This window comes from Hyphomicrobium sp. (assembly GCF_009026145.1).
Taxonomy (GTDB): domain Bacteria; phylum Pseudomonadota; class Alphaproteobacteria; order Rhizobiales; family Hyphomicrobiaceae; genus Hyphomicrobium_A.
The window spans coordinates 102,859-128,356 of record NZ_WBUE01000005.1 but is presented as its reverse complement, the minus strand read 5'-3'; the positions used below and the strand labels follow the sequence as shown (position 1 = coordinate 128,356).

23 protein-coding genes and 1 tRNA gene are annotated in these 25,498 nt (G+C 63.9%); 8 read left to right on the top strand and 16 right to left on the bottom strand.

Annotation, left to right across the window (positions count from 1 at the left end):
• Nucleotide 1: 1 nt before the first annotated feature.
• From F9K20_RS06440 to F9K20_RS06425, 4 genes are all read right to left on the bottom strand, one after another.
• On the bottom strand, nucleotides 2–1,579 hold the full coding sequence (locus tag F9K20_RS06440; protein WP_290998794.1) for an MBL fold metallo-hydrolase: 1,578 nt from the start codon (nucleotides 1,577–1,579) through the stop codon (nucleotides 2–4).
• 21 nt (nucleotides 1,580–1,600) lie between these two features.
• Nucleotides 1,601–5,149: a S8 family serine peptidase gene (locus F9K20_RS06435; protein WP_290998791.1), complete on the bottom strand. Its 3,549-nt coding sequence runs from the start codon at nucleotides 5,147–5,149 to the stop codon at nucleotides 1,601–1,603.
• Nucleotides 5,150–6,168: 1,019 nt separating this feature from the next.
• Nucleotides 6,169–6,555 carry a Rid family hydrolase gene (locus F9K20_RS06430; protein ID WP_290998788.1) on the bottom strand — a complete coding sequence of 129 codons (387 nt, stop codon included), beginning with the start codon at nucleotides 6,553–6,555 and terminating at the stop codon, nucleotides 6,169–6,171.
• A gap of 22 nt (nucleotides 6,556–6,577) precedes the next feature.
• Nucleotides 6,578–7,915, bottom strand: a complete 1,338-nt coding sequence (locus F9K20_RS06425) for an FAD-binding oxidoreductase (RefSeq protein ID WP_290998785.1) — start codon at nucleotides 7,913–7,915, stop codon at nucleotides 6,578–6,580.
• 137 nt (nucleotides 7,916–8,052) lie between these two features.
• On the opposite strand from F9K20_RS06425, the gene glnT reads away from it, so the two are divergent.
• From glnT to F9K20_RS06405, 4 genes are read left to right on the top strand one after another with little or no spacing between them, the layout of a single operon-like run.
• Nucleotides 8,053–9,450, top strand: a complete 1,398-nt coding sequence (glnT, locus tag F9K20_RS06420; protein WP_290998782.1) for a type III glutamate--ammonia ligase — start codon at nucleotides 8,053–8,055, stop codon at nucleotides 9,448–9,450.
• A 31-nt stretch (nucleotides 9,451–9,481) separates the two neighbouring features.
• Entirely contained in the window at nucleotides 9,482–10,378 is an 897-nt protein-coding gene (locus tag F9K20_RS06415) for a glutamine amidotransferase family protein (RefSeq protein ID WP_290998779.1), read from the top strand.
• Nucleotides 10,378–11,067 (top strand): protein glxC, encoded by a 690-nt coding sequence (locus tag F9K20_RS06410; protein ID WP_290998776.1) that lies wholly within the window; start codon nucleotides 10,378–10,380, stop codon nucleotides 11,065–11,067. Before F9K20_RS06415 ends, F9K20_RS06410 begins: the two co-directional genes overlap by 1 nt.
• On the top strand, nucleotides 11,067–12,404 hold the full coding sequence (locus F9K20_RS06405; protein WP_290998774.1) for an FMN-binding glutamate synthase family protein: 1,338 nt from the start codon (nucleotides 11,067–11,069) through the stop codon (nucleotides 12,402–12,404). The genes F9K20_RS06410 and F9K20_RS06405 overlap by 1 nt, the downstream gene beginning before the upstream one ends.
• A 55-nt stretch (nucleotides 12,405–12,459) precedes the next feature.
• Here F9K20_RS06405 and F9K20_RS06400 read toward each other — a convergent pair whose 3' ends face one another.
• A complete protein-coding gene (locus tag F9K20_RS06400; RefSeq protein ID WP_290998771.1) occupies nucleotides 12,460–13,131 on the bottom strand; it encodes a helix-turn-helix domain-containing protein in 672 nt (223 codons plus the stop codon).
• A 233-nt stretch (nucleotides 13,132–13,364) separates the two neighbouring features.
• On the opposite strand from F9K20_RS06400, the gene F9K20_RS06395 reads away from it, so the two are divergent.
• Entirely contained in the window at nucleotides 13,365–15,119 is a 1,755-nt protein-coding gene (locus tag F9K20_RS06395) for an APC family permease (RefSeq protein ID WP_290998769.1), read from the top strand.
• 550 nt (nucleotides 15,120–15,669) lie between these two features.
• On the opposite strand, the gene F9K20_RS06390 is transcribed toward F9K20_RS06395, so the two are convergent.
• The 3 genes from F9K20_RS06390 to F9K20_RS06380 all read right to left on the bottom strand — a co-directional run bounded on the left by F9K20_RS06390 (nucleotide 15,670) and on the right by F9K20_RS06380 (nucleotide 16,868).
• Nucleotides 15,670–15,745 (bottom strand) — tRNA-Phe (locus tag F9K20_RS06390).
• Between the two features lie 116 nt (nucleotides 15,746–15,861).
• Nucleotides 15,862–16,104 carry a DNA gyrase inhibitor YacG gene (locus F9K20_RS06385; protein WP_290998766.1) on the bottom strand — a complete coding sequence of 81 codons (243 nt, stop codon included), beginning with the start codon at nucleotides 16,102–16,104 and terminating at the stop codon, nucleotides 15,862–15,864.
• A 20-nt stretch (nucleotides 16,105–16,124) separates the two neighbouring features.
• Complete coding sequence (locus F9K20_RS06380) at nucleotides 16,125–16,868, bottom strand: Maf-like protein (RefSeq protein ID WP_290998763.1); 744 nt, start codon at nucleotides 16,866–16,868, stop codon at nucleotides 16,125–16,127.
• A 242-nt stretch (nucleotides 16,869–17,110) separates the two neighbouring features.
• On the opposite strand from F9K20_RS06380, the gene F9K20_RS06375 reads away from it, so the two are divergent.
• Together F9K20_RS06375 and F9K20_RS06370 are read left to right on the top strand one after the other, a co-directional pair.
• Nucleotides 17,111–17,809 carry a Crp/Fnr family transcriptional regulator gene (locus F9K20_RS06375; RefSeq protein WP_290998761.1) on the top strand — a complete coding sequence of 233 codons (699 nt, stop codon included), beginning with the start codon at nucleotides 17,111–17,113 and terminating at the stop codon, nucleotides 17,807–17,809.
• Between the two features lie 68 nt (nucleotides 17,810–17,877).
• Nucleotides 17,878–19,251 (top strand): adenylate/guanylate cyclase domain-containing protein, encoded by a 1,374-nt coding sequence (locus F9K20_RS06370; RefSeq protein WP_290998758.1) that lies wholly within the window; start codon nucleotides 17,878–17,880, stop codon nucleotides 19,249–19,251.
• Here the strand turns inward: F9K20_RS06370 and F9K20_RS06365 are convergent.
• The 4 genes from F9K20_RS06365 to F9K20_RS06350 are packed head-to-tail and all read right to left on the bottom strand — an operon-like array spanning nucleotide 19,211 to nucleotide 22,026.
• Nucleotides 19,211–19,732, bottom strand: a complete 522-nt coding sequence (locus F9K20_RS06365; RefSeq protein ID WP_290998756.1) for a low molecular weight phosphatase family protein — start codon at nucleotides 19,730–19,732, stop codon at nucleotides 19,211–19,213. The two genes, F9K20_RS06370 and F9K20_RS06365, sit on opposite strands and share 41 nt — an antisense overlap.
• 5 nt (nucleotides 19,733–19,737) lie before the next feature.
• Entirely contained in the window at nucleotides 19,738–20,235 is a 498-nt protein-coding gene (locus F9K20_RS06360) for a UPF0262 family protein (protein ID WP_290998753.1), read from the bottom strand.
• The gene (hisD, locus tag F9K20_RS06355; RefSeq protein ID WP_290998973.1) at nucleotides 20,232–21,542 is read right to left on the bottom strand and encodes a histidinol dehydrogenase; all 1,311 of its coding nucleotides are present in this window, start codon (nucleotides 21,540–21,542) and stop codon (nucleotides 20,232–20,234) included. The genes F9K20_RS06360 and hisD overlap by 4 nt, the downstream gene beginning before the upstream one ends.
• 43 nt (nucleotides 21,543–21,585) lie before the next feature.
• Nucleotides 21,586–22,026 carry a DUF2948 family protein gene (locus tag F9K20_RS06350; RefSeq protein WP_290998750.1) on the bottom strand — a complete coding sequence of 147 codons (441 nt, stop codon included), beginning with the start codon at nucleotides 22,024–22,026 and terminating at the stop codon, nucleotides 21,586–21,588.
• Nucleotides 22,027–22,225: 199 nt separating this feature from the next.
• Between F9K20_RS06350 and F9K20_RS06345 the strand changes: the two genes are divergently transcribed.
• Nucleotides 22,226–22,420 (top strand): DUF6494 family protein, encoded by a 195-nt coding sequence (locus F9K20_RS06345; RefSeq protein WP_290998747.1) that lies wholly within the window; start codon nucleotides 22,226–22,228, stop codon nucleotides 22,418–22,420.
• A 311-nt stretch (nucleotides 22,421–22,731) separates the two neighbouring features.
• On the opposite strand, the gene F9K20_RS06340 is transcribed toward F9K20_RS06345, so the two are convergent.
• The 4 genes from F9K20_RS06340 to F9K20_RS06325 all read right to left on the bottom strand — a co-directional run bounded on the left by F9K20_RS06340 (nucleotide 22,732) and on the right by F9K20_RS06325 (nucleotide 25,401).
• A complete protein-coding gene (locus F9K20_RS06340; RefSeq protein ID WP_290998744.1) occupies nucleotides 22,732–22,989 on the bottom strand; it encodes a hypothetical protein in 258 nt (85 codons plus the stop codon).
• A gap of 150 nt (nucleotides 22,990–23,139) precedes the next feature.
• Nucleotides 23,140–24,429 (bottom strand): UDP-N-acetylglucosamine 1-carboxyvinyltransferase, encoded by a 1,290-nt coding sequence (gene murA / locus F9K20_RS06335; RefSeq protein ID WP_290998741.1) that lies wholly within the window; start codon nucleotides 24,427–24,429, stop codon nucleotides 23,140–23,142.
• 237 nt (nucleotides 24,430–24,666) lie between these two features.
• Nucleotides 24,667–25,077 (bottom strand): winged helix-turn-helix domain-containing protein, encoded by a 411-nt coding sequence (locus F9K20_RS06330; protein WP_290998738.1) that lies wholly within the window; start codon nucleotides 25,075–25,077, stop codon nucleotides 24,667–24,669.
• A gap of 150 nt (nucleotides 25,078–25,227) precedes the next feature.
• Nucleotides 25,228–25,401, bottom strand: a complete 174-nt coding sequence (locus F9K20_RS06325; protein WP_290998735.1) for a hypothetical protein — start codon at nucleotides 25,399–25,401, stop codon at nucleotides 25,228–25,230.
• Between the last annotated feature and the right edge of the window lie 97 nt (nucleotides 25,402–25,498).

The following is a 25,498-nucleotide window of genomic DNA, read 5'->3' as shown; positions in this document are numbered from 1 at the left end:
CTCATTGCTCGGGAACCGCGTACTCGTAGAAGAGGTCGTCGACCTCGAGTCGTCCGCGGAATGCGGCGTAGCTCGTCTGTTTCGGGTCGTCCGACCTCAGCACTCTGTTCGCTGTCTTTTCGCGGAGGACATCAACGAGCGCTGGCAAAGGCATCCTGTTCCAGCCCCGTTTTTTGGCCATCACCTCGTCGACGGGAATGAAGGCGACCAGATCCGTGCTCTCCATCAGCTCGAGGCCCTGGGACTTCATGGTCGCGTTGTGACTTCCATGGTGCCCGACCTTGTAGAAGACCGTGCGCCGCAGCAGATCAGTGGCGGTAACGGATTTGCCGTCCACGCTCCATGCGAGGTCATTCCATGAAAGCCAATTGCCGGCTTGGGCGTCGGCGGGAAACAGCAGCACCCGCCCGCTCTCGACAAGCTCGATAGCGAGCACAAGGCTGGTGTTGTTGGTTGCGTTATCGAGCGCAAGCGCCAACTCGGTGCCGAGACCCAGCCAGTCATCGTCAATGCGCCGCCAGTCCTGATCAGGCCGACCGCTGTCGGGATCCGGGCCCCAGTAATAGCGATCGAGAAAGCGGAGTGTCGAAGACCACCTACTGCGATCCGTTTTGCGCTCGGCCTCGATTTCGTCCAAGGCACGCTGATAGGTAAGGTCAAAGGGCTGATCCAGTGCCTGGACGTCAGCCAGCCTGCCTCCCTCATCGGCGCGCATGCTGGCAGCGCGAAAGAGGCCGGCAATACCGCCGCTCGGGTCAGCTGTGGCGTCATTGACACTAGCCGCTGCGAAGAAGGAGCGGATCATCTCTGCACCGGGTGCGATCTCGTACTGCTCCTTTGCGGCATTCGTCTTTTTGATTGCCTTCGGGTCACGCGGCGGACCCAGCGTGTAGATCCTGATGCCGGGGAGATCCGGAGTAGTCCACGGCGGGTCGCCCGGTTTCCGGTACGTCACGCTGCCACGGCTGCGGGCTTCCGAGAGTGCATCGCGCGTCTTGCCCGAAGCCGCGCCGAAGAACCCGAGAAGGTCTGAGAGCGGCGCAAGCGGATGGATGGCTCGCGCGCCTGGGCTCAGCGACGCGAGACGCTCCGATGTTGCATCGTTGAGGCCAAACAAGAGCCGCTTATGGGCCTCGAATTCCGCTCTGATCTCGCGGGCCACTGGATCTGCAGGGTCCTCGGTCCATGCCAGCCAGACGTCACGGAAGACGATGCCGGCCATTTCGTTTTTTGCGTCCAGGAACGCGGAGAGGTGATCCCAGTGCTCGTGCGTGATGACGAGCAGGTCGATTTCGCCGTTCGTCGTCTTGGCGAGATCGGTGACGCACGCCCGGAGGCGCTGGACATCACTACCGAGGATGACGCCACAGTCGATCAGCATCTTGAAATCGGAGCCGTCGCGTTTCGGAAACCTGAGGAGGAAGCAGTCGCCGAGACCCTGCCGGTACATGCGTATGCGGACTCCGCGCTCGGCCGCACCCCGCCGCGTCCTTCGCCGGTTGTGGGGCATCGCGCTGCGCGCATCGGGATTCTTCGGCCTCGGCGTCTTGCGGGGCGCTTTGCGTATGCGTGCGGCCATGCCTCCCCCTTTTCTGCCTTTTCATATCCGGCTGTGCAGCAGAGCAAACGGCTCGACGAGGGCGCGGTCCGCGAGCCCGTAGGTGGCTCTCAGACCAAACTCCGGCTCTCCTGCGAGGTAGGCCCGCGTTTTGGCGAGGCGATCTTTGTTCCAGAGCGGCTTCAAGATGCTGTAGCGAATGCGCTCGTTGCCGGGCTCGGCGTCGATGATCAGCGTCGCGCCACCGCGGAAGCGGAACCTCTGGTCAGCGTCGGCGGTACCCTCGCCCTGGCGGTACAGCGGCTCGACGCGACTCTGTGTGAGCACAGCAACCACCTCGGTCCGGAAGCGGCCATCCGGCGTCGCGCGGTGTGCCGGACGGATAGAATGGACCTCGAACCGCGGGCTCGGCCGCCCGGTCCTCTTATCCGGCCGTGTATGCTCGGGATCGATGCCGAGCGTCCTCAGATCGTCGTCCGTTAGCTCCTTGCTGAGCCACCTGTCGGTCAGCCAGCGATGCAAGCGCACGGCGTTGTTGCGGGAGGCTTCGTAAGCCAGCCTGCGGTCCTGATCGAGGTTCCAGTCGAGATCTAGGCGCCGCACGATCTCTCCAAGACCCCGGATCTGCTGCTCCGGTTCGCGCCAGTTCAGGCTTTCGAGAGAGAGAGTACGGATTTTCCTCGGGAAGATACCGCGATTGCGGAACGCCTCCAGGAAGGCGAGCCGGTAGCCAAGTGGATCATCGGGGACGAGGTCGGCATCGCACGTTACGAGCGCGCGCAGATAGTCGCCGAAATCGAGGTCCACGGGCGGACAGTAGTCAAGCGCGCGGATGCAGATCCGTAAGACATGGCTTGCGGTTTTCGAAGCCTCCTCGGCCAGGAGGTCGACGAGTTCCGAGGGGAAAGGCCTGTCGGTACGGATCGAGGTGTCCCCGGCCGACCAGGACGTGTAGCCTGCGACCCGCAGCAGCTTGTCGGTCCGGCGTTTATAGATGGCGACGAAAGCGTCGAAGACGGCGGCTACCAGAATGGCACCGCGGTCATGAGCCTCCATCGTCTCTGAGTAGCTGAACTCCTGAGTGCGCGGTCCGATGGCGTTCCGCAGGGCGCCATAGCGTCCCGATGCGTCTCCGAACTGCTTACCAATCTCCGCCAGGATGTCGCTGATCGCCAAGTCCCCGCGATGCCGGATCACAGCGTAGCGCACGATCTCGGGGAAGGTGAAATGCTGGAAGAGGGCGACGATATCTGAAAACGCCTCGTGAAAGGCCGGCATGTCCGGATTGGTGCGCTCGGCGAATCGCCGATGCAGGCCATCAAGCAGCGCATGCGTGGTCTCGTGGGCGATGATGTCGTGCGACAGGCAGGTGAACACCATCCCGCCCGGCAGGCTCGAGCCGGCATCGCCGACGGTTGCGGGAAAATAGCCGAAAAGCAGAGCGATCTTGTCGGGGCTGTAGTATGCGTTGTCCTGTCTCAGCGCATGCGGATAGATGCGGAGCCTCGGGACGTAGACTCGCTCGTAGCCTCCATTGCCCTCACCATATGGAATTTGGCGCGGCGCCCAGAGTGCACGCCGCCCGAGGGCGCGCTCGAAATGCGAGATCGTGGTCATCGCGACCGCGTACACCATCTGCTGATGGAATTGCGGATTCCCTTCTGAGGGAGCCAAGCCGTCCGATGCCAAGAGCAGTGGATCGTCGAGATCGATGGGCTCGTACACGCATGCACTTGGGGGATCGATGTCAACCACCTCGACGTATTCCCCGACGGGTCCAGGCTTGAGGGAGCTGCTCAGCGCCGCGCTCGCCTCCCAGGGCACCTTTGCAACGACCTCATTGAGGAAGGCAGTATCGAGCCTGGTGCTGTAGCTTGGGTCGATCGCGAACATGCGCAGCCGGCGATAGGCCGGTAAAGCGCGCAGGTTACGGCGCATCATGCGAGACCCCGAGGGGGTCTCGGCGCGGGGCTTCGGCCCTGCCTTGTCCAGGCTGACGGCGGGCGTATGGCCGATCGCATAGCGGTGGGTGATTGCTCGGCGCAGGGCAGCGCTCGCCATCTGCCCGTCGACAAGCGCTTCAGCAATCTGGCGCAGGCTCCGGTCGTCGGCATTCGTGCCGCCGCGGATCTCGGCGACAAGTTCTTGCAGCGTGCGCGATCGGCTGACAAGTTGGCCAAGCTCGATTTCAAGAAGCCGCTCGGCCGGAGACGGCCTCGCGGCACCGAAGCCTGGCAATGCCCTGAGGAGAGTGAAGTCTGCGCTGTCCGGCGGCACGCGCTTGAGGTCCGTCGCCTTCGGGACCTGCTCCAGCGCCTCTGCGGCATCCAGAATCCCGCGTCCAAGCATCTCCTCCACATCGTGGCTCGAGACATGCGGCATGCTCTTTCGGGCGCTGGCAAACAGAGCTACGCGGGCGGCTTCGGCGCGCTGCCAAGTCCGACCGGGAAACTGGTCACCGTTCTTGGCGAGCCAGAGGGCGGCCGCGGCCGCGATCTGCGGTGTTGCCGAGGAGGTTCCGGCGCCATCCATATCGATAAGCTTCTTGCAGCCGAGCCTGGCCCATGTGGTGTTGGGGGTAAATGCGGCCATTGCGGTATGCATCTTCCCCGGTGGGCCGTAGTTGCCCTGCATCACGCCGAGTGGAAGATTGTAGTAGGGGCGCATGTTGGCCATGACACCGCAAGCGGCGATGACGCGCTCGAAACGCGCAGGCCAGACGATCTCACGCGTTGGAAATCCGGAGTAGTTATTGCCGGCAGCGCAGACCATGACCATGCCGGACTCGTAGGCTTTGTTGACGGCATCGGCCCAGAGCGCGGATGGAAGGCCACCCATGCTCATGGAGAGCACGTCTGCGCCGATGGCGTGTGCATATGCGAAGCCTTCGGCCACGGTACTCGTCCAGAAATGCACGACCGAGGTAGCAACGCGGATTGGAACAACCTGTGCCAGCGGCGCCCCCCCGAGGTTGTTCGTCTGCCATCCCACGTAGTGGGGGTCAGACGAAACCTTGTTGCCGGCGAGGAGGGCCAGGGTCGCGGGTCCGTGGCCGGGATTGCGCAGTATTCCGCGGCTTCCGGGATCGCGGGCATCTGACGGCGCCTGACCATCATCGGGGACAAAATTCCGCTGCTCTGCGGCGAGCATGTGCTCCGGACACGTGACGTGATCGGGATCGAAGCCGGTATCGAGATGGGCAATCTTGATCCGCCTCGCCTCAGCGGCTGTGACCTTGCCGCGTGCCTCTGCGAGGCGGGTGAAGTCCTTATCGAGGTGCCATGCGAACGTCTTGCCGCCCGGCAGAGATGGGTCAGCGGGCTCGAACGTGCATGCCGGCTTCTCGGCCGCCGCGAGCTCTCGGTCCGTGGGGCTGCTTGGCCGCTGCGGGTACCAACGCTGCTCGATATCAGGCTCGATTGTCAGCAAACGTTCGTCAGCCATACCCTGCGCGGCACGCCGAAAAAAGACATGCGCATCGTCCCACGCGTTCTCGTGAGTTGCGTCATCCTTGAGCTCGATGGCGTACCAGCGGTCGACCGTACGGGCGTGCGCGGCCAATCCTGGAACATCCAGGGTCGGCGCATCCATGATGTATCTGCGCGATGATGCTGGTGCAGCGGCGATAGCCCAACGATCGCTAGGAGGACGCTCAGCGCTCCCCCTGACCTTGACAAGAAAGCGACGCGAAGAAGTCATGGCAATAAGTAGGAATAGGAAATGCCGTGGGCATGCTACGCAATTGCGGAACTAAAACCAAGAGAATATGAGCGAACGGACTCACTTCGTTTGCCAACTCACAACCGCACCGTTTCGATCAAGCACGTGCGCCGATAAGCCGGTGGCGCCTCTAGCGATTGATGTCCAACCTTGGCGCTCAAAGCGCCCGCGAGCGCAACGTGAGCGAGGCAAATGTGCTCGACGCCCGGAACGGAAAATTGGAGCAGACCGTCGGCAGAGCATGGACGGCAGGGTTGGATAAAAGGTTGCCCTGCTATGACCGCTCGTTTGTGTGATAAGGCAGTCCCAGATACGTGCCAGAAGGAACGGAATAATAGGATGAGATGCGCAGTTCGATACCGCAGCAGGAGCACAGAAGCAGGGCAGGATAGACCGTCGTAGTCACGGTCCCGCACGTGCTGCATTCGACGCGCTCAATCGGATTGCAGAGCTCCGTCAAGATGCTTTCTTGGAGGAGGCCTGCGTTAGCGGCAAGCTCCACACTCAACCTGATGAGGGTCCTTGATCCAGCGGCATAGAGCCGGACGGGGCCGCTCGATCGCAGGTCGAACGAGTTCATCCAATGCAACAGCATTGCGATGGAAGTGAAGACAATCAGTTCTGTGCCTCGAAGGGCCGTTAGGCGCAACCTGTGTTGATGCATGGGGTTGCCCGTATCGGCGTAAAGAATCGTCTTTCGACCGTTGAGGGGACCGCCCCCGCGGAGCAACCGCTCTATCGCGACGGCACCCTCCCCGTCAGCCGCAAATACATGATGGCTTGCATAATAGTCGGCAAACAATCCGATGAAATCTTCATCCTCCGGCACAGAGGCGACTGTTTCTGTCGGGGCAAGGCGAGCCGGCACAATTGAGGGTCCGGGCGATTGGCTATGGAAGCTTTACGTAGGCTTCGATCTCGACCTTTTGCCAAGGCCGGAGCATCGATGTCACCTGGACGAGTGTGCTCGCGGGCCGCACATCGTGAAAGACCTCGCGATGCGCGCGCGCCACGAGATCTGCGTCAGATATTTCGCGGAGGTAGACGACCGTGCGCACGACGTTGCGCAGTGCGCCGCCGGCATCGGCGATCGCCTTCTCGATGATCGACAAAGCCGCCCGCGCCTGCTCGTAAGCATCGCTCTTGTCATGCGTGGCGGGCGCGCACGTTCCCGACACGTGAATATCGTCGCCCACTCGCACTGCGCGGGAGTAGCCGAAGATGTCCTCGTAAACGCCGCACGACGAGATATTCTTGCGCGTGATTGTCTTCGACATTTCCTCATTCTCCCGTTTCTTTTCAGAGGTTCGTGGCGTCGCGGAAGCGGTACCAGGTCTCGACGGCCGGTACGGCGCGCTTGGCGATCGTATGCGCAGGAAAGGCGGGGAACGTCAGATCGTCGAACGCCGTGCGTCCTTCCTTCTTGCCGAGGAGCTGCAGCGCGATCTTGTGTCCGAAGTACGTGGCCCGCGACACGCCGGTGCCGCAATAGCCGAGCGCGTAATAAAGGCCTGCCGCCGAGCGCCCCAGGTGCGGGACCTCGTCGTAAGTGTAGCCGATGAGGCCGCTCCACGCGTGCGTGACGGGAACATCGGCGATATCCGGGAACACGCGCAGCATGTCGTCGGCGAGATGGCAGTAGGCGCGCGGCGAGTTCGCGGCAGCAACACGGCCGACCCGGCCGCCCCAGATGATGCGGCGCGCGCCGGGCGCGGCGCGGAAATAGTAGAAGACGCGGTTGGTGTTGCCGTAGACGCGCCGCTTCGGGAGCAGCCGGTCAAGCGTCGCCTCCGGGATCTCGCCGGTGGCTATGAGCCCGGAACCGATCGAGACGATCCTGCGATTGAGTTCCGGGACGAGGCCGTCCGTATAACCGTTGGTGGCGATGATGACATTTAGCGCGTGCGTCTCGCCGCGGGCCGTGCGCACCCGGAAGCCCTTGGACTCGGGCGTGATCTCCAGCACAGCGGCATTGCCGATAACGCGACCGCCCTTCGCATTGACGCACGCCAACAGCCCTGCGTGATACCGGCCGGGGTGGAGCGAAGCATCCTGCGGCAGGACCGAGCCCCCGTGGAAGATCTCCGAGCCGATCTCGGAAGCCTGCTCGGAGCGCGGAACCATGAAACTCTCCACGCCGGCGATGGCCTTGAGGTCCTCCATGTCGCGCGCCATGGCCTCGTAGTGCTCCGGCCGGATGGCGCCGCGGAACCGGCCGCAGCGGCGGAAATCGCAGTCGATCTTCTCCGCGGCGACGAGCTCGTCGATGTGCGCGAGCATCTGCGTGCCTTCGCGGATCAGCGCGATAGCTTTCTTCTCGCCGCGCAGCGCGATCAGCGTCTTGACGCGGAACTTCTGATTGCCGCTGCCGATCTGACCTCCGTTGCGCGTGCTAGCGCCGAAGCCAGGCACATCGCGGTCGAAAACGACGGCGCCGCTACCGCTGTCGAGCAGCGTGTTGGCCGCTGAGAGCCCCGTGAAGCCCGAGCCGACGATTGCCACGTCGCACTTCTTCGGCACCGGGGTGCTGTCGACGGGACGCGATGCCGCCTCCCACCAATAGGGATGAAATTTGAGGCCCGTGTCGCCGCGGAAGCCGCCCGCAGCGAGCTGAGATGCACTGATCGTTTCCCCCATTTGCGCCTTCGCTGCCTCGGCAGTTCTCTTGGTCTATTGCACAAGATACAAATTATTTGCATCCTGTGCAAGCTTGATGTACAGCATGCAACACACGGCGCACCAAAGACGCCGACGCTCTTCGATGAGGAAGCCCCATGATCCACACCGACCATTGGTCGTGGCGAAAATCGCCAGGCCAGCTCGCGACACCGGAGGCGCTCGACCTCCCGAAGGCAAAGCAGTTTCTCGCCCAAAACCACGTTCGCTATGTGCTGGCGCAATTCGTGGACATCTACGGCGTAGCAAAAAGCAAGTCCGTACCCGTGGATCATCTCGAGGATGTCCTGACCGACGGTGCCGGGTTTGCGGGCGGTGGCGTGTTCGGCCTGCGCTTGGCGCCACATGAAGCCGAGTACATGCTGGTCGGCGATCTCGAAACGCTCAAGCTACTGCCTTGGACGCCGGGATACGCGCGCGTCATGGGCACCGGCACCGTCAACGGCAAGGCGCACCCAATCGATACGCGCAACATCCTAATGGCCCAGGTCGAGCGTCTTGCGGCGCGGGGCTGGACCCTCAATACCGGCATCGAGCCCGAGTTCAGCCTGCTTCAGCGCACGACCGATGGCTCTGTCTGCCCGCTCGACGACAGCGACTGCCTGCAGAAGCCGGCATACGACTACCGCGGCCTTTCCCGCGCACGCACGTTCCTCGAACGACTGACGGAGTCTTTGCAGGCGCTCGGCATCGACGTCTACCAGATCGACCACGAGGACGCGAACGGCCAATACGAGATCAACTTCAAGTACGCCGATGCAATGACGTCCGCGGACAATGTCATCCTCTTCAAGATGGCCGCCGCCGAGATCGCCCACGAGCTGGGCGCGATCTGCTCGTTCATGCCGAAGCCGAAGAGCTCGATGACCGGTAACGGCATGCACATCCACTGCTCGATTGCCGACAGCGCCGGCAAGAACCTCTTCTATGATGCGAGCGACCGCCGCGGCATGGGCCTGTCGCAGCTCGCGTACCACTTCACCGCAGGCATCCTCGCTCACGCCAAGGCGCTCACCGCGCTGCTGGCGCCGTCGGTAAACTCCTACAAGCGCCTCGTCATCGGACGCACCGCGTCCGGCACGACGTGGGCGCCGGTGTTCATTGCCTACGGCGACAACAACCGCACCGCCATGGTGCGCATCCCATACGGACGCATCGAGTTGCGCGTCGGCGATTCCGGCATGAATCCCTACCTCGGACAAGCCGCGCTCATCGCCGCCGGTCTCGATGGCATCGACCGCAAGCTCGATCCGGGCCCGCCCCAGAACGTCAACTTCTACGCTCTCAGTTCGGCTGAGATCGCCACCCACAACGTCGACATCCTTCCGCAGTCGCTCAGCGAGGCGATCTCGCACCTGGAACGCAGCGATCTCTTCAAGTCGGCGCTCGGCGAGGACTTCATCGACGAGTTCGTGACGCTGAAGCGGGAGGAGTGGCTGGACTACCACCGGCACGTTTCAGATTGGGAGACCAAGCGCTACCTGGCCTTCTTCTAGAAAAAAGCACCCAAAGGGGAGAACAACAAAGATGTGCGGAATTGCGGGTCTCTTCATCAAGGACCCCACATTGCAGCCCCAGCTCGGCGAGTTGTTGGCGAAGATGACCTCTACGCTCTGCAGCCGCGGACCGGATTCGGCGGGCTTCGCAATCTATGGCGCCGGCGAGGAGGGCAAATCGAAGCTCACCATCGCCGGGCCTTCGGAAGCCTTCATCAGGAACGTCGCTGAAAGGCTTGTCGCGGCGATCGACCCCAAAGCGTCCTCAGCGGTACGACTATCGCACGCCGTCATCACGTTGAAGCCCGACGACGTTGCGCGCGCCATCGAGTGGCTCTCGGCAAACTTTCCCGAGACCGGCGTCGTCAGCGAAGGACAGCGGCTTGAGATCTATAAGGAGGTCGGCTATCCGGACGACGTGGCGAAAGCGTTCGGCATCGCCACAATGTCCGGCACACATGGCATCTCGCACACCCGCATGGCGACGGAGTCGGCGGTGACGACCAACGGAGCGCACCCGTTCTCGACCGGTGCTGACCAGTGCCTCGTCCACAACGGCTCGCTCTCCAATCACGCCTCGCTGCGCCGGGAGCTGACGCGCGAAGGCGCGAAAATAAGGACTGAGAACGATTCCGAGGTTGCCGCGGGCTACCTGACGCACCGCATGCGGCAGGGGCAGACTCTCGGCCAGGCACTCAAGTCGAGTCTCGATGATCTCGACGGCTTCTTCACCTTCGTCGTCGGGACAGAATCAGGGTTCGGCGTGCTCCGCGATCCGATCGCCTGCAAACCGGCGGTGATGGCTGAGACGGACCGCTACGTCGCGTTCTCCTCCGAATACAAGAGCCTCACGTGCCTCCCCGACATCAAGAGCGCCCGCGTTTGGGAGCCGAAGCCCGCCACCGTCTATTTCTGGGAGCACGTATAATGCCCGCCTTCGACCTCGTAAGCACTCCTGTGCGCGAACTCAACGCAGCACTGCACAAGCTGCAGCCCGACACCAACGAGACGCTGTGGAGCATCGCCAATCCCAACGGTGAGCACTCGATCGCCGTCGGTGTCGACGCACCCGTCACTATCAGCATTGATGGTAACGTCGGTTACTTCTGCGGCGGCATGAACAAGCAGGCCAACATCGTCATCGATGGCAGCGCCGGCCAGGGCGTCGGCGAGAACATGATGTCCGGCCGCATCCACGTCAAAGGCGATGCGAGCCAGAGCGCCGGCGCCACTGGCCGCGGCGGCCTGTTGATTGTCGAGGGCAATGCCTCCGCACGTTGTGGCATCTCGATGAAAGGCATCGATATCGTCGTCAAAGGCGATATCGGCCACCTCTCTGCTTTCATGGGGCAGAACGGCCGCCTTGTCGTGTTCGGAGAGGCCGGCGATGCGCTCGGGGATTCGCTGTATGAGGCACACCTCTATGTGCGCGGCCCCGTTGCCTCGCTCGGCGCCGACTGCATCGAGAAGGAGCTTAGCGACGAGCACAAAGCCGAGCTCATCGAGCTGCTCAAAGCTGCCGGCGAAGCCGGCAAAGTGGATGTGTCCGAGTTCCGCCGCTACGGCTCGGCGCGCAAACTCTATAATTTCAACATCGACAACGCGGGAGCATACTAATGACACAGCATGAGAAGGGCTGGCTCCCGACTGCCCCACGCAAATCCGCGACGTTCGACGACTACAGCCTTTCGGAGATCCGCCGCGCAGCGACGACCGGCATCTACGACATTCGCGGCGGCGGCTCGAAGCGGCGTCTGCCGAACTTCGACGATCTGTTGCTGCTCGGCGCCTCGATGTCGCGCTATCCGCTCGAGGGCTATCGCGAGAGGTGCGGAACCGACGTGACACTCGGCACGCGCTTCGCCAAGAAGCCGCTGAAGCTGTCCATTCCCATCACCATCGCCGGCATGAGCTTCGGCTCGCTGTCGGCCAATGCCAAAGAGGCATTGGGACGCGGCGCCTCTCTCGCCGGAACGTCCACCACCACCGGCGATGGCGGCATGACGCCCGAAGAGCGCGGCCAATCGAAGTTTCTCGTCTACCAATACCTGCCGTCGCGCTACGGCATGAATCCGGACGACCTGCGCAAGGCCGACGCGATCGAAATCGTCGTCGGCCAGGGCGCCAAGCCCGGCGGTGGCGGCATGCTGCTCGGCCAGAAGATCTCCGATCGCGTGGCCGAGATGCGCCAGCTCCCCAAGGGCATCGATCAGCGCTCCGCCTGCCGGCATCCGGACTGGACCGGCGCCGACGACCTCGAGATCAAGATCAACGAGCTGCGCGAGATGACCGACTGGGAGAAGCCAATCTACCTCAAGGTGGGCGCCAGCCGTCCCTATTACGACGTTGCGCTTTCCGTGAAGTCTGGCGCCGACGTGGTCGTGCTCGACGGCATGCAAGGAGGTACCGCAGCAACGCAGGAGGTGTTCATCGAGCACGTCGGGATTCCGCTGCTCTCGGCGATCCGCCCGGCGGTCGAGGCGCTACAGGATCTCGGCATGCATCGGAAGGTGCAGCTCATTGTTTCGGGCGGCATCCGCAACGGTGCCGACGTCGCCAAGGCGCTGGCGCTCGGCGCCGATGCGGTGGCGATCGGTACCGCCGCGCTCGTCGCCCTCGGTGACAACGATCCGAAATGGGAAGCCGAGTATCAGAAGCTGGGCTCGACGACCGGCGCCTATGACGACTGGCACGAGGGCAGGGACCCTGCCGGCATCACGACGCAGACGACCGAGCTCACCCGGCGCCTCGATCCGGTCACCGCTGGGCGGCGCCTCGCTAACTTCCTCAAGGTCATGACCCTCGAGGCGCAGACGCTGGCGCGCGCCTGCGGCAAGAACCATCTGCACAATCTCGAGCCCGAGGACCTCACAGCCCTGACGATAGAAGCTGCGGCAATGGCGAGAGTGCCATTGGCGGGAACAAACTGGGTTCCAGGCGCGAATACCTTCTGACGTGATCCCCTAACTGGCCGGAGGTTGGGTCCTCCGGCCCCTTTTTTTGGGAGCGTCATTCCGCATAGATGATGATCGCCAAGAACCGGATACGCTCATCGAGCAGCCTCTCCGGCCCGTGAGTCACATTACCGGAAAAGGTGAAGGCATCGCCGGGTTCGATGAGATAGGTCTGATCGCCGAACCGATACTCCATGCGGCCTTGCAGCATGTAGATAAACTCAGTACCTGGATGCGCAAAGCGCGGATAGGACTCACTTTTCTTGTCCATTTCGATAAAGAACGGCTCAAAGAGCTTGCGCGGCCCTCGGTCGTATGAAAGCAGGCGATAGGTGTGGCCGTACTTCGTCCCGACGCGAACCACTTCCATCTGCTCGGTCTTCCTCACGAGCTGAGCGCTCCCCTGGCGGGATTCTGATTCGCGGAACAGATCGGAGAGATTGACGCCTACGGCGCCGGCAATGCGTTCCAGCGCGTCGAGGCTTGCCGTTGCCATGCCGTTCTCGATGCGGCTGAGCATCGCGCTCGATAGGCCGGCACCGGTACTCAGGTCTGAAAGGGTGAGGTTGGCTTCGAGGCGGCGGCGCTTGATGGCAGCACCGATGCGCGCCTCGAGGGGCAGATTGGCCAGCTCGTTCTTGACCTGGCGCTCGACAGTGGCCGCTCTGCGCCGCTCGGAAGGCGCCGACTTAACGCGCCCTGCGGATTTCCTTCCTGGCTTCGTCATCTGGTCGCCCCCGCTTTCTCACGTAACTGATTACCGGCTCATCCGGCGGATCGCAAATGGGGTTGTCGGCGCGACATTCTCAGACGCAACCCATACGAAAGTCTATTGCGCTAAATGCAAATTTGTTGCAATGCATCACATGCAAATAAGTTGCGTCTAATGCAACGCCGAGGGAAGATGCCTACCGTGGCTAGAGGCACGTATAGGTGCCCAACGGGATGGGAGAACGCCTTATGACGTTAGCAGTTGATCAACGTGGAATAGACGGCGCGGCAGCGCAGAGTGAACCAGGATGCCTGCACCGGGCCATCGATTGGAAGGGCGCTTTTTGGATCGCCAGCGGCGTTCCGGCATTGGTGCTCATCTCGATCGGTGGCATGGGCGCGACTGCAGGCAAGCTCGCGTTCCTGGTATGGACCATCTCCGTCGTCATGGGCTTCTTTCAAGCCTACAGCTACGCGGAGATCGCCGGTCTCTTCTCCAACAAATCGGGTGGCGCGGCTGTCTACGGAGCCGCGGCTTGGCTGCGGTACAGCAAGATTATCGCCCCCCTGTCCGTGTGGTGCAATTGGTTCGCCTGGACGCCCGTTCTTTCTCTCGGCTGCGCCATCGCAGCGGGCTACATCCTGAATGCCATTGCGCCGCTGCCGGTATTCACCACCGACTCGCCTCAGGTCGTTGCTTGGCTGCATGACGCAGCAAACGCTGCTGCCCTAGCTGGCAAATCAAGCGAAGAAGCTTTGAAGATCGCACTAGCGTCAGCGACCGATGCAGCAACGCCTGCAATTCGCTCCTTCAAGCTTGTGGAGTTTAACCTGTTCGGGCTGGCGAAAATCGAAGTCGGCGCAACATTCTTTATCGGCGCCATTCTCATGCTGGCGGCCTTCGCGATCCAGCACCGCGGCATCCTTGGTACGGCGCGCATCCAAATGTGGATCGGCCTGCTCGTCGTCGTTCCGATGCTCATCGTCGGCGTCGTGCCGTTCTTCAACGGCGGCGTGAACTATCAGAACTTCACGCCGCTCGTCCCGCCCAACGGCGAATGGAACAACTACGGCTGGACGTACTTCCTCGGCGCGCTCTTCATCGCCGGCTGGTCGACTTACGCCTTCGAGACGGCCGTCTGCTACACGCGCGAGTTCCCCAACCCAAGCACCGATACGAAGAAATCGATCATCGCCGCCGGCGCTCTGTGCGTCGTCCTCTATGCGCTGGTCGCGACTGCCTTCCAGGGCCACCTCGGCCTCGAGGGCATGACCCAGCCGGGCATCGTCGACGGAACGGGCGTTGCGGCTGCCATGGGCGACATGGTCGGCGGCGGCAACAGCGTCATCCTCCATCTGTTGGAGATGATGATGATCCTCGCCCTCATCCTCGCCATCATGATGGCCATGGCGGGCTCTTCGCGCACGCTCTACCAGGGCGGCGTAGACGGCTGGCTGCCGAAGTACCTTGGCCACGTCAACGAGCACGGCGCGCCGACGCGGGCGATGTGGACCGACCTGGTCTTCAATCTCGGGCTGCTGACCTTTGCCGCTTCGGATGCGACTGCCTACTACCTGATCTTGTCGATCTCCAACGTCGGCTACATGATCTTCATCTTCCTCAATCTGCAGGCGACTTGGATACACCGCATCGACAGCCCGCAGATTCCGCGCCCCTACAAGGCGCCAAACTGGCTCGTTGCCTTCAACGTGTTCCTTGGCTTCGTGAACCTCGTGCTCATGGGCGCCGGCGCCAAGGTATGGGGCAACCCGAACGCGCTCTGGTATGGCCTCGCCTTCGCGGCGCTGATCATCCCCGTATTCCTGTTCCGCCATTATGTGCAGGATCGCGGCAGGTTCCCCGACCACATGCTGCTCGACCTCAATCTGAAGAGCCAGGACCTCGGAGCGCGAAAGGCAGGATTCCTGCCCTACCTCACGCTGCTTCTCGCAGCCGCGGTCGTAATCGCCTCGAACTATTACTTCCAGCTCCCGCCGACCTAGTATGGAGCCGGAAATGGGCGGTCCCATTTCCCGGGGCCGCCCCGATTAGCGATGCGCGCAACAGCAGGGAATTGTGCCGGCAAAGCCGTGGCGGCCGTTCGCTTACCTTCCTTGAGCTTCCCTAGGCGAAACTCCTCCCAATGGGATGGACCGGCTGCCCGACGGCGGGAACAAGACGTCCCTGCCGGGACGAAAGCGATGGCGAGTTCGTCCGATGCTTTGCGTGCACCCGCAAGGGTCACCGCGCTATCGACATTGATCCGCCAGCGTGGGCGCCGACGTGCGGTCGGTGTCAAGCATGATCGCAAGGCGCCGATGCGCGGCCCGGGAGTCAGGCCGAACATTCGGTGTCGGCTCATCAGCGAAGTTTCTGCCAGCTGGTGGTGTGATTCCGGTTCTGGACAGCGCGCCAGCGGTGATGATGTCTGCCGAAAGTCGCGTCGTTATAGGACTTTGCGCTTGGCGCCGAAAAGAGTGAGTGTGCCGTGGGGATCACAAAGATATTCCACCCAACTACATAAGCATCTGATCTACAATGACATTTTGAGACTGGTGCCCAGGGGCGGAATTGAACCACCGACACCGTGATTTTCAGTCACGTGCTCTACCAACTGAGCTACCTGGGCTTACTTCGGCGACAGTCCCGGGCGCCAAAGCCCGGCCGTTATAGTGAGCGTCCGGCCGCCTGTCCAGCGCTTCGCCCGTCGCAGGAAGAACCTGCAGAGGCATGGCAAATCCGTGCCTAGGCGAGTTCATCGTCATCGTCTTGGCGCCGATCCTCGCCGCGCGTGCGATGTGCCGCCTCCTCACCGTCCTCGTCCGCCGCCGCCTGCCCGCCGGGGATGGCGTAGCCGCCCCCCAGCCAGCGCGCCAGATCGACGTCGCGGCACCGCGCCGAGCAGAACGGCCGGTAGGCCATCTCCGCCTTGGCGCCGCAAATGGGGCAGCGGCCATATCCCGCAGCTGATGGATCTTTTGTCGCCATCGAAGTTCAACGCTTGACGATCAGGTCGGGTCGAGCTCGGCGGCACGCACCCAGGCGAAGTGGATCGGGAAGCCCTCGCCGACCAGCAGCGTCACCACCTCGGTGAGCGGCAGGCCGACGACGCTGGTGTAGGAGCCGACAATCTTCTGCACGAAGCATCCGGCGAGGCCTTGGATGGCGTAGCCGCCGGCCTTCCCGCGCCACTCCCTGGAGGCGATATAGGCTTCGATCTCCTCGCGTGTAAGGTGCTTGAAGCGCACGCGCGTGTCGACGATCTTGTGCCGCACGCGGTCGTCGGGCGTGATCAGGCAGATGCTGGTCAGCACGCGATGCGCCCGCCCCGACAGGAGCTGCAGACAGTTGGCCGCCTCCTCGATGTTGGACGGCTTCATCAGAATGCGGCGGCCAACGGCGACCACTGTGTCGGCGGCGAGCACATAGGCCGAGGCAATGTCCTTGTCGTTGGCGATCTGGTCGCGGGCGGCTTCCGCCTTCATCCGCGCGATGCGCGCCGCGTAAGCACGCGGCATCTCCCCACGCCTTGCCGATTCGTCGATCGAGGAGGGGCGCAGTGCATCCGGCTCGATGCCCACCTGCGACAGCAGCATCAGGCGGCGCGGGCTGGCGCTGGCCAGCACCAGTGTCGGACGCGCGGCATGCCCTGGCTGCCCGGCGGTTTCCCTGGCCAGCTCGCGGCGCAGCGTGTCGCGGCGCGGGTGATCGGTGCGGCTCAGCGCGGTAAGGAAGGCAGCCTTGGCGGTCATCGAGACATCACCTTGGAGGAGGTTCGGGCGAGGAATAGAAGCCTGTTGTGACGGATGTTGGGGATAGTCCCCGTGCCACGAGCAAAGCCAACCCTCGGCATTTTACAGTTGCTGACGCACTGCTACGGGGCACTGGACATTGCAAAGCCGCCATTCGAAAAGCAAGGGGCCAATCCGCCGTTGCCAGAGCGGGCCCTTTTCAGGCTAAATCACCCGGCGACCGGGCCGAAAGGGCTTTTATCATGATTGCCAAGACCGCGATTGTCGATCTCCTCGGACGCACACCTCTTTTCGGGTCGCTGGACGAAGCCGTGCGCCGCGCCGTCGCCGACGAGATGCGCGAGGTCAACTTCGAGCCGAGTCAGGTCATCTTCGCACGCGGCGATGCCGGGCGTGAGATCTATCTCGTCGTCGCCGGCCGCGTGCGCCTATCGGTGCTCACCGCCGAGGGCCGCGAGTTGTCGTTCGCACACGCGGAGCCCGGCGCCATCTTCGGCGAGATCGCCATGCTCGACGGCGGCCCGCGCTCCGCCGACGCCACGGCGGTGGGCAAGGTCAGCGCGCTCAGCCTGTCGAAGCCAGCATTCAAGCGGTTGATGGAGACACAGCCGCACGTGGCGGAGGCCGCCGTGCGCTTCCTGTGCTCGCGCATCCGCGAGGCCGACCAGCAGCTCGAAGCTATCGCCCTGTACCCGATCGAAGGACGTCTCGCCCGCTTCTTCCTGGCTGCCGCACGCGCCAAGGCACCCGACAGCGAGGAAGGCCGCGTGACGATCGAATTGCCAATCTCGCAGAGCGAACTTGCCCTGCTCATCGGAGCCAGCCGGCCGAAGGTCAACACGGCGTTGTCGATGTTGGAGACGAGCGGAGCGCTCGAGCGCAACGGCTCGCGCATCGTCTGCGACATCGAGGAGCTGCAAGCCATCGCCGGCGCCGAGTGAGGATGCTGGAGCCTTCAGGCCACCCATTGTCCGGTAGAACCTCAGGTGCGCTGCGCCTGCAGGAGCATATGCGCGCGATCCGGGCGCGCTCGTCCTCACCCATCAAAGCACTCAAGTCGCGACTGGCCGTTCCACTGCGCCCGCTCCTCAACAGCAGCATCATAAGGGGAGTGCGCAGCGTTGGACGGCGGCTGGCCGCAGCGGGAACGGCGTCGTATCCACCCGACGTGCGCCGGCGGCTGAAAATTCTCAACGTGATGTGCTACCTGATCGCGACGACGACCCTTCTCTATGCCATCCAGCAGGCCGCCACCGACTATCAGACCTACGCGCCGATGGTGCACCTGAATTTGGCGCTGGTGGCAGCGGTGCTGTTGGTGCCGTTCGCGCATCGCATCAACGACATCGCCGGAGGTCTGCTGCTCGTTGCCGTCGAGTACGCTGCGCTCGTGGGCTTTGCGAGCTTCTTCAGCCGCGAGGGCGGCGGGCACCTGCAGTATCTCATCGCGGCAGCCGCTGCCTTCGTCATCTTTGGATTGGAGCGCATATGGCTGGTGGCCGGGGTAATCGTGCTCGCCCTCGCCCTGCATCTTTATGTCTGGTACTCGTTCCCCGTTTCGGGTCCCGTCACGCCCGATGAGCAGGCGGTCATCGATTCACTCTACACGCAGGGCGCAATCACCACGTTCGCGCTCATCGCGGCCTCGGTGTACTACGCATTCAGCCTCGCCGAGCAGGCCAAGGCGGAGACCGACGCGGTGCTCCGCAACGTGCTACCCGATCCGATCGTCGAGCGGCTGAAAGCCAACCCCGGCGGCCTGATCGCCGACAGCATCGAGGATGCCTCGGTGATGTTCGCCGACATCTCCGGCTTCGTGGCGCTGGCACGACGGCTGGGAGCGAACGCCACCGTCGACATGCTGAGCCGCATCGTGTCGGAGTTCGACAAGCTGGCCGTTCGCCATGGCGTGGAAAAGATAAAGACCATCGGCGATGCCTACATGGTCGTTGCGGGGCTGCCGGAGCCGGTGCCGGACCACACGGCGCGGCTGGCGCGAATGGGGCTCGATATGCTCGAGACCGTCGCACGACTGCGCGCCGAGAGCGGGCTCAACCTCCACCTTCGCATCGGGATGGCATCGGGGCCGGTGATGGCCGGCGTCATCGGCACGCGCAAGTTCAGCTACGACGTGTGGGGCGATCCGGTGAACCTCGCCAGCCGGCTCGAGGGGCAATCCATACCCGGACGCATCCTCATCTGTCCGGGCTGCCGGGCCAAGCTGGGCGATAGCTTTGTCTATGAAGCCCGCGGGCCGATCGACATCAAGGGCATGGGGGCGCAGGAGACCTGGTACCTGATCGGCGAGAGTGGGCCGCCTGTGACCGGCGCGGACGCCCCGCTTACACCGTCGGACCTCCCTCGAACGCGAACCGCTTCTTGATGCGCTCGAAGAGCTGGTCACGCACCCCGCGGTAGTGCATTAGCGTCTGCTCGCGGGTACCGTGCCCGATCATGGCCGTTGCATCGATGGTCGGCCAGTACTCGACGTCGACGGCCATTGTGCGTGTCAACTCGAGTGCCTGATGGTGCGCCTCCGGCGACAGCGTGATGATGAGGTCGAAGGAGGTGTCGTGCAGGTCGCGCAGCGTGTTCGGCGTGTGCTGCGAAACGTCGATGCCGATTTCGTCCATTACCGCCGTCACGAACGGGTCGGCGGCGCCGGCACGCACGCCCGCCGAGGCGACGTAGGCGCGCTTGCCAGCGAGGTGCCGCAGGATCGCCGCCGCCATCACTGAGCGCACCGCATTGGTTGTGCAGGCGAAGAGCACGGCGCCTGGCAACTCGCGAACGGACGGCTCCGCGACCGCGGATTGAGAAGCCGAGGTTTCGGCTGTGCCGCCGCTCGCGAAGTCGCGAGACATGGCCGCTATCCCTTCCAGTGCAGCGCGCAGATGAGCGTGAACAGCCGGCGAGCGGTGTCGAGGTCGACGGTGATCTTGCCGGCGAGACGCTCGAGCAGCGTGCGGCTGCCTTCGTCGTGCAGACCGCGGCGCCCCATGTCGATGGCTTGAATGCGCGAAGGCGGAGCGGTGCGGATCGCTTCGTAGTAGCTCTCGCAGATGAGGAAGTAGTCCTTCATGATGCGCTTGAGCGGCGTCAGCGACAGCATGTGGGTGACGATGGCCTCGTCGGCCTCGTTGGTGACCGTGAGCACCAGACGATCCTCGACCAGCGCCAGGTTCAGCTTGTAGGGGCCATCGTCGCGACCATCGAGGGCGAACGAGTTACCCTCCAAAATGTCGAAGATCGCGACCTCGCGCTCGTGCTCGATATTCGAGTTCGTCGTGGCCGTCGATTTCTCGTCGAGCGTGATGGCTATGAGCCGCGACTTCGGCAAATCGGCCGGCGCTTGGGCGTCGCTCATGATGCAGGCTCGTTCGCGGCTCGCAGGCGTATCTCCGCCGAGAGGCGGTGCGCTTCCAGCCCCTCGGCGCGGGCGAGCGCCATGGCTGCCGGGGCAAGGGCGGCGAGCGCCTTGCTGTCGAGCTTCAGCAGCGAGGTCCGCTTCATGAAGTCGAGTACACCGAGGCCGGAGGAGAAGCGCGCCGTGCGTGAGGTCGGCAGCACGTGATTGGAGCCGGCGATGTAGTCGCCGATCATCTCCGGCGTCTGCGAGCCGATGAAGATGGCGCCGGCGTTGCGAATGCGCTCGCTCAGCGCCTCGGCGTTGACCGTAGCGATCTCCAGGTGCTCGGCGGCGATGCGGTCGGCGAGGGCCGGCGCTTCGCGGAGCGAGGAAAGCTCGATGATGGCGCCGAACACGTTCCAGCTCTCACCGGCGATGTTGCCGCGCGGCAGCTTCTGCAACTGGCGCAGAACAGCGGCTTCGACGGCGCGGCCGAACTCGGCATCGTCGGTCATGAGGATCGACTGCGCGGCCGTGTCGTGCTCGGCCTGTGCCAGCAGATCGGCGGCGATCCATTCCGGATCATTGTGCTTGTCGGCGATGATGAGGACCTCGGACGGCCCGGCGATACTGTCGATGCCGACGGTACCGAACACGAGCCGCTTCGCCGCGGCGACGTACGCGTTGCCGGGACCGACGATCTTGGCGACGGGTGCGACGGTTTCGGTGCCGTAGGCGAGTGCGGCGACCGCCTGCGCACCGCCGATGCGGTAGACCTCCTCGACGCCGGCGAGCTGCGCGGCGGCCAACACCAGCGGGTTAAGCTCGCCGTTGGGCGAGGGCACGACCATGACGATGCGCGGCACACCCGCTACCTTCGCCGGGATGGCGTTCATCAGCACCGAGCTCGGGTACGAGGCGAGGCCACCCGGCACGTACAGCCCGACGGATTCGACCGCCGTCCACCGCCAGCCCAGCTCAACGCCGAGCTCGTCGGTATAGCGCTCGTTGACGGGGAGCTGGCGCTCGTGATGCTCGGCGATGCGGTCGGCGGCAAGCTGCAGGGCGTCCAACGTCTCGGCGCTGCACGCGTCGCGCGCGTTGTGCATCTCGGCTTCCGTCACGCGCAGGCCGAGCTTGTCGAGATCGACCCGGTCGAACTTCTTCGACAGCTCAATCAATGCCGCATCGCCGCGCGTGCGCACGTCGGCGAGTATTGCCGCAACGGCGGCGCCGACGTCGGCCGAAGCCTCGCGCTTTTCGCCGAGGAAGGTGGCGAACGCCGCTTCGAAGCCGTGATCGCGCGTATGCAGCCGCTTGGGCATATCGTCATCGGCCAAACGGCCGTCTCCTTGAGGTCTTTATCGGTCAATCGTCGCCCGCATGCGCCGGTTTGGAGGGCGTACGCCAGGCTGCTCCGAGATCGCGCAGCTCCGCTTCGATGCACTCGACCTCGAGCCGCACGGCGCCCCCGCCGGCAAATTGTAGCGTCACCGCCCCCGAGGGCTCCTCGCCGGCTTCGAAAGTCACGGCCAGCAGCGCCAGGACCGTATCTTTCTGTTGCGGGTCGAAGCCCTGCACGCGCGCCGCTTTGACGCGCTCGAAGCGAACTCCGGTACGCCGGCGCTGGTAGCCGCCGCTGTCATTCTTCACCGCGCGCTCCCAGTCGAATCGATTGGCAATCGCGGCAAATCGCATGTCCTGCTTCAAGTATGCCATGTCGCCGACGCGGATCACCGCGTCCTGAAGGTGGCACGAGATAACCCGCAGATCCTCCGGATCGAGAGCGATCAGCTTCAAGTCTTGCATACGGTGACGTCCCAAGCGCTTGGGGCGGGCGGCCGCAAGCTTCAAAAATGTTGATAGCGGCGCCGCCGCAGCGGTGCAACTGACGTATCGGACCTCCCCTGTTATGGGCAAACGGACAGCAGGGGATGCTTGTGATCGGGAGGAGTCGCAGCCTAGACTTGCAGCCTTGGGCTCGCTGGCCGCAGCAACTGGGTGTGCCATGGAAAACGAACGCTTCAATCTTTCCTTGCGCCGTTTCCTCAAGGAGGTCGGCATTTCGTCCCAGCAGGAGATCGAGCGCGTCGTACGGGAGGCTGATCTCGCGGGGAAAGGCAAGCTGAGGGTCAAGATGGTGCTGACCGCGGAGGGGACCGACCTGCGACATCAAGTCGACGGCGAGATCGACCTGGGATAATCCGCATTTGGTCGTCAGCGTGCGTCCTCTTTACGCTCGAGGTCGCAATCGACCCGGCAGAAGTCGTGCGGCGGACGCTCGCGGCTGTACCCCTGAGCATGGAAGTCTCGCGCGCCCCGCACGAGTGAAGCGGCGCCGACTGCGCACAGGAGCAACGAGGCGGCTATGGCAGCGGGCAGCAAGTGCTTGGACATTTGCATCGCTCGGTTGCGCTCAAAGAAGCGGGCCCCGGCCGATACCCCGGGGCCCGCCGATCAAGGGCGCTTCAGCGGGGCGACGGAGCGGAAGCCCCGACGCAGCCCTCGATCAAATCAGTAGCAGTGCTGGCGCAGCGTCCAGCCCTTCACCTGGCACTTCTCGTTGCCATTGGAGTCGGTGGTGCAGACGCGGTTCGGCAGGCGCTGATACGAGCAGTAATAGTTGCCGGCCTTGCCCTCGTAGCCGCTCATCGGCTGGTCGAACTGGTAGTCCTGGACGAAGTACTCCTTGCCGCCGCGCGCGAACGCCGCCGGGGCGATGGCCGAAACGAGGAAAGCACCGAGAAGTGCGGTCTTGAGCATCGTCTGCATCGTCGTTCACTCCGTCGTTTATGGCGGCACGGCTGTCGGCCACGTTGAATTCGATCGGAATGTACGAGGGTGCCCAGCGCCGAACTGTTCCGCGTGGAACAGGCGCTAAAGAACGCAGCTAGATGATTTTGGTCTTGCCGGCCCCCGGGATCAGCCGGTCAAGCGCTCGATCTGCGCGCCGCAGCGCGACAGCTTCTGCTCGAGCTGCTCGAAGCCGCGGTCGAGGTGGTAGACGCGGTTGATCATCGTCTCGCCCTCGGCCATCAACGCGGCGATGACCAAGGATACCGAGGCGCGCAGATCCGTCGCCATGACGGGTGCACCGGTGAGCCCCTTGACGCCTTTGATCGTCGCAGTGTCGCCATGCAGCTGGATGTCGGCGCCGAGCCGCGCCAGCTCCTGCACGTGCATGAACCGGTTCTCGAAAATCGTCTCGCGGATGACGCTGGTGCCCTTCGCCGTGGTCATCAGCGCCATGAGTTGCGCCTGCAGATCGGTGGGAAACCCAGGGAACGGCTGCGTCTCGACCGTCACCGGCTCGATGCCGTGCCCATTGCGGGCGATGCGGATGCCGCTGTTGGTCGTCTGCACCTCGACGCCGGTCTTGGTGAGCGCGTCGAGCGCCGTCTTGAGGAGCTCCGGTCGCGCGCCCTCGAGCGTGACGTCGCCGCCCGTTGCCGCCACCGCAATGGCGAACGTACCCGTCTCGATGCGATCGGCGAGCACAGAATGCACCGCACCTTCCAGACGGTCGGCACCCTGGATGCGCAGGGTGGACGTGCCGATGCCCTCGATCTTGGCCCCCATCTTGACGAGGCATTCGGCGACGTCGCCGATTTCCGGCTCACGCGCCGCGTTCTCGATCACCGTCTCGCCGCGCGCCAACGAGGAGGCGAGCAGCACATTGTGCGTGGCGCCGACCGACACCTTCGGGAACACGACGCGGCCACCGTGCAGGCCGCCCCTGGCCTTGGCGATCACATAGCCGGCCTCGATATCGATCTCGGCACCGAGCTCCTTGAGCCCCATCAGGTGCAGGTCGACAGGGCGCGTGCCGATGGCGCAGCCGCCGGGCAGCGACACCTTCGCCTGGCCGCAGCGGGCGAGAAGCGGCCCCAGCACCCAGAAGCTGGCGCGCATGCGGCTGACCATCTCGTAGGGCGCCACCGTATCGACGATATCGCGCGCGCAGAGATGGAAGGTCTCGCCGATATGATGGGCGGGGCCGGCGCGCTTGCCGTCCACCGCAAGATCGACGCCGTGGTTGCGCAGGATGCGGGCCAGCAGGTTGACGTCGGCGAGGTTGGGGACATTCTTCAATGTCAGCCGGTCAGGCGTCAGCAAGCTGGCGATCATCAGCGGCAGAGCGGCGTTCTTGGCGCCGGAAATCGGGATGCTGCCGTTGAGCCTCTGGCCGCCGACGATTCTGATGCGATCCATTCGATTGCCCCTCATGCGCCGGCGGTCGTACCGGCAACGCCAAAGGAATGATTAAGCGCTTCGCGGGTTTGCCAGCAAGTGTGACGGAAAAGCTCGCCCTGTCCGCGGCTTGTATCGGCGCGGAGAATAGCCTTGCGCGGCTCTCCGTGCGGTTAATGCCGCCCGCGGGATGTCCCTAGCCTGTAGGCACCGCAAGGCGATTTGATGTCCCGGGCTGACGCGCGTCGGCTCGGCAACCTAATCCTGGTCGACACGCACGTTGAACGGCGCTAGCTCCTCCCGCATCGCCGCCCGCGCCCGCGCCTCGACGCGCCGATAGGCGGCCGCCACCCCGCGCCCATAGTCGGTGAGCTTGGCGCCCCCGCCGTGCGATCCACCCGGCGCCGCGGTGACCAGCACATCGGGGAACATGTGGTTGAGGGCATCGACCAGCAGCCATGCGCGCCGGTAGGACATGCCGAGCTCGCGGCCGGCAGCGGAGATCGACCCGGTGCGCCCGATCGCCTCCAACAGATCCACTTTGCCGGGCCCGAGCACCATCCCGTCGCCGATGAGGATGCGCAGGCGTGGAAACGCGCGCTCGGTCTTGCGCTTCGCTTTCGCAGCCGGCTTGGCTGCTGCCGCGCTCGCTCGCTTCGCTTTCTTCACGCGCGCGCCCAACCGCTCACCTCTCTACCGCCGCCGCCCAATATAGTAGCGCAGCACCCCGACGACGATTTGACCGCTCTCGGGGCAAGAGCCGCCCGGGGTCTCAAGGGCCGGAGTCATGGCTGCCATCCGTCCAGCCGAGTAGCCCGATTACTCACCGGGCTCCTTGCGCGACTTACTTTCCGCGGAAACCTCGTGTGCCAGGGCCGCTCGGGTGCGGGCCTTCGCCTGTTCCTTGCGTTTTTTCAGGTTGGCGCGCAGCTCTGCCTCGAGCCGCGCTGCGCGGTCGTTGGCGCCGCGCTTATTGCGCTCGTTGTCGGCCATCGTCGGCTCCGCGTGCAGCCTGAAGGCTGCTGGGTAATGCCGGCCGCAACATATTCGTGACGCACCGGCTAGGCAACGGCGGTCGGGCGCCTTTCCC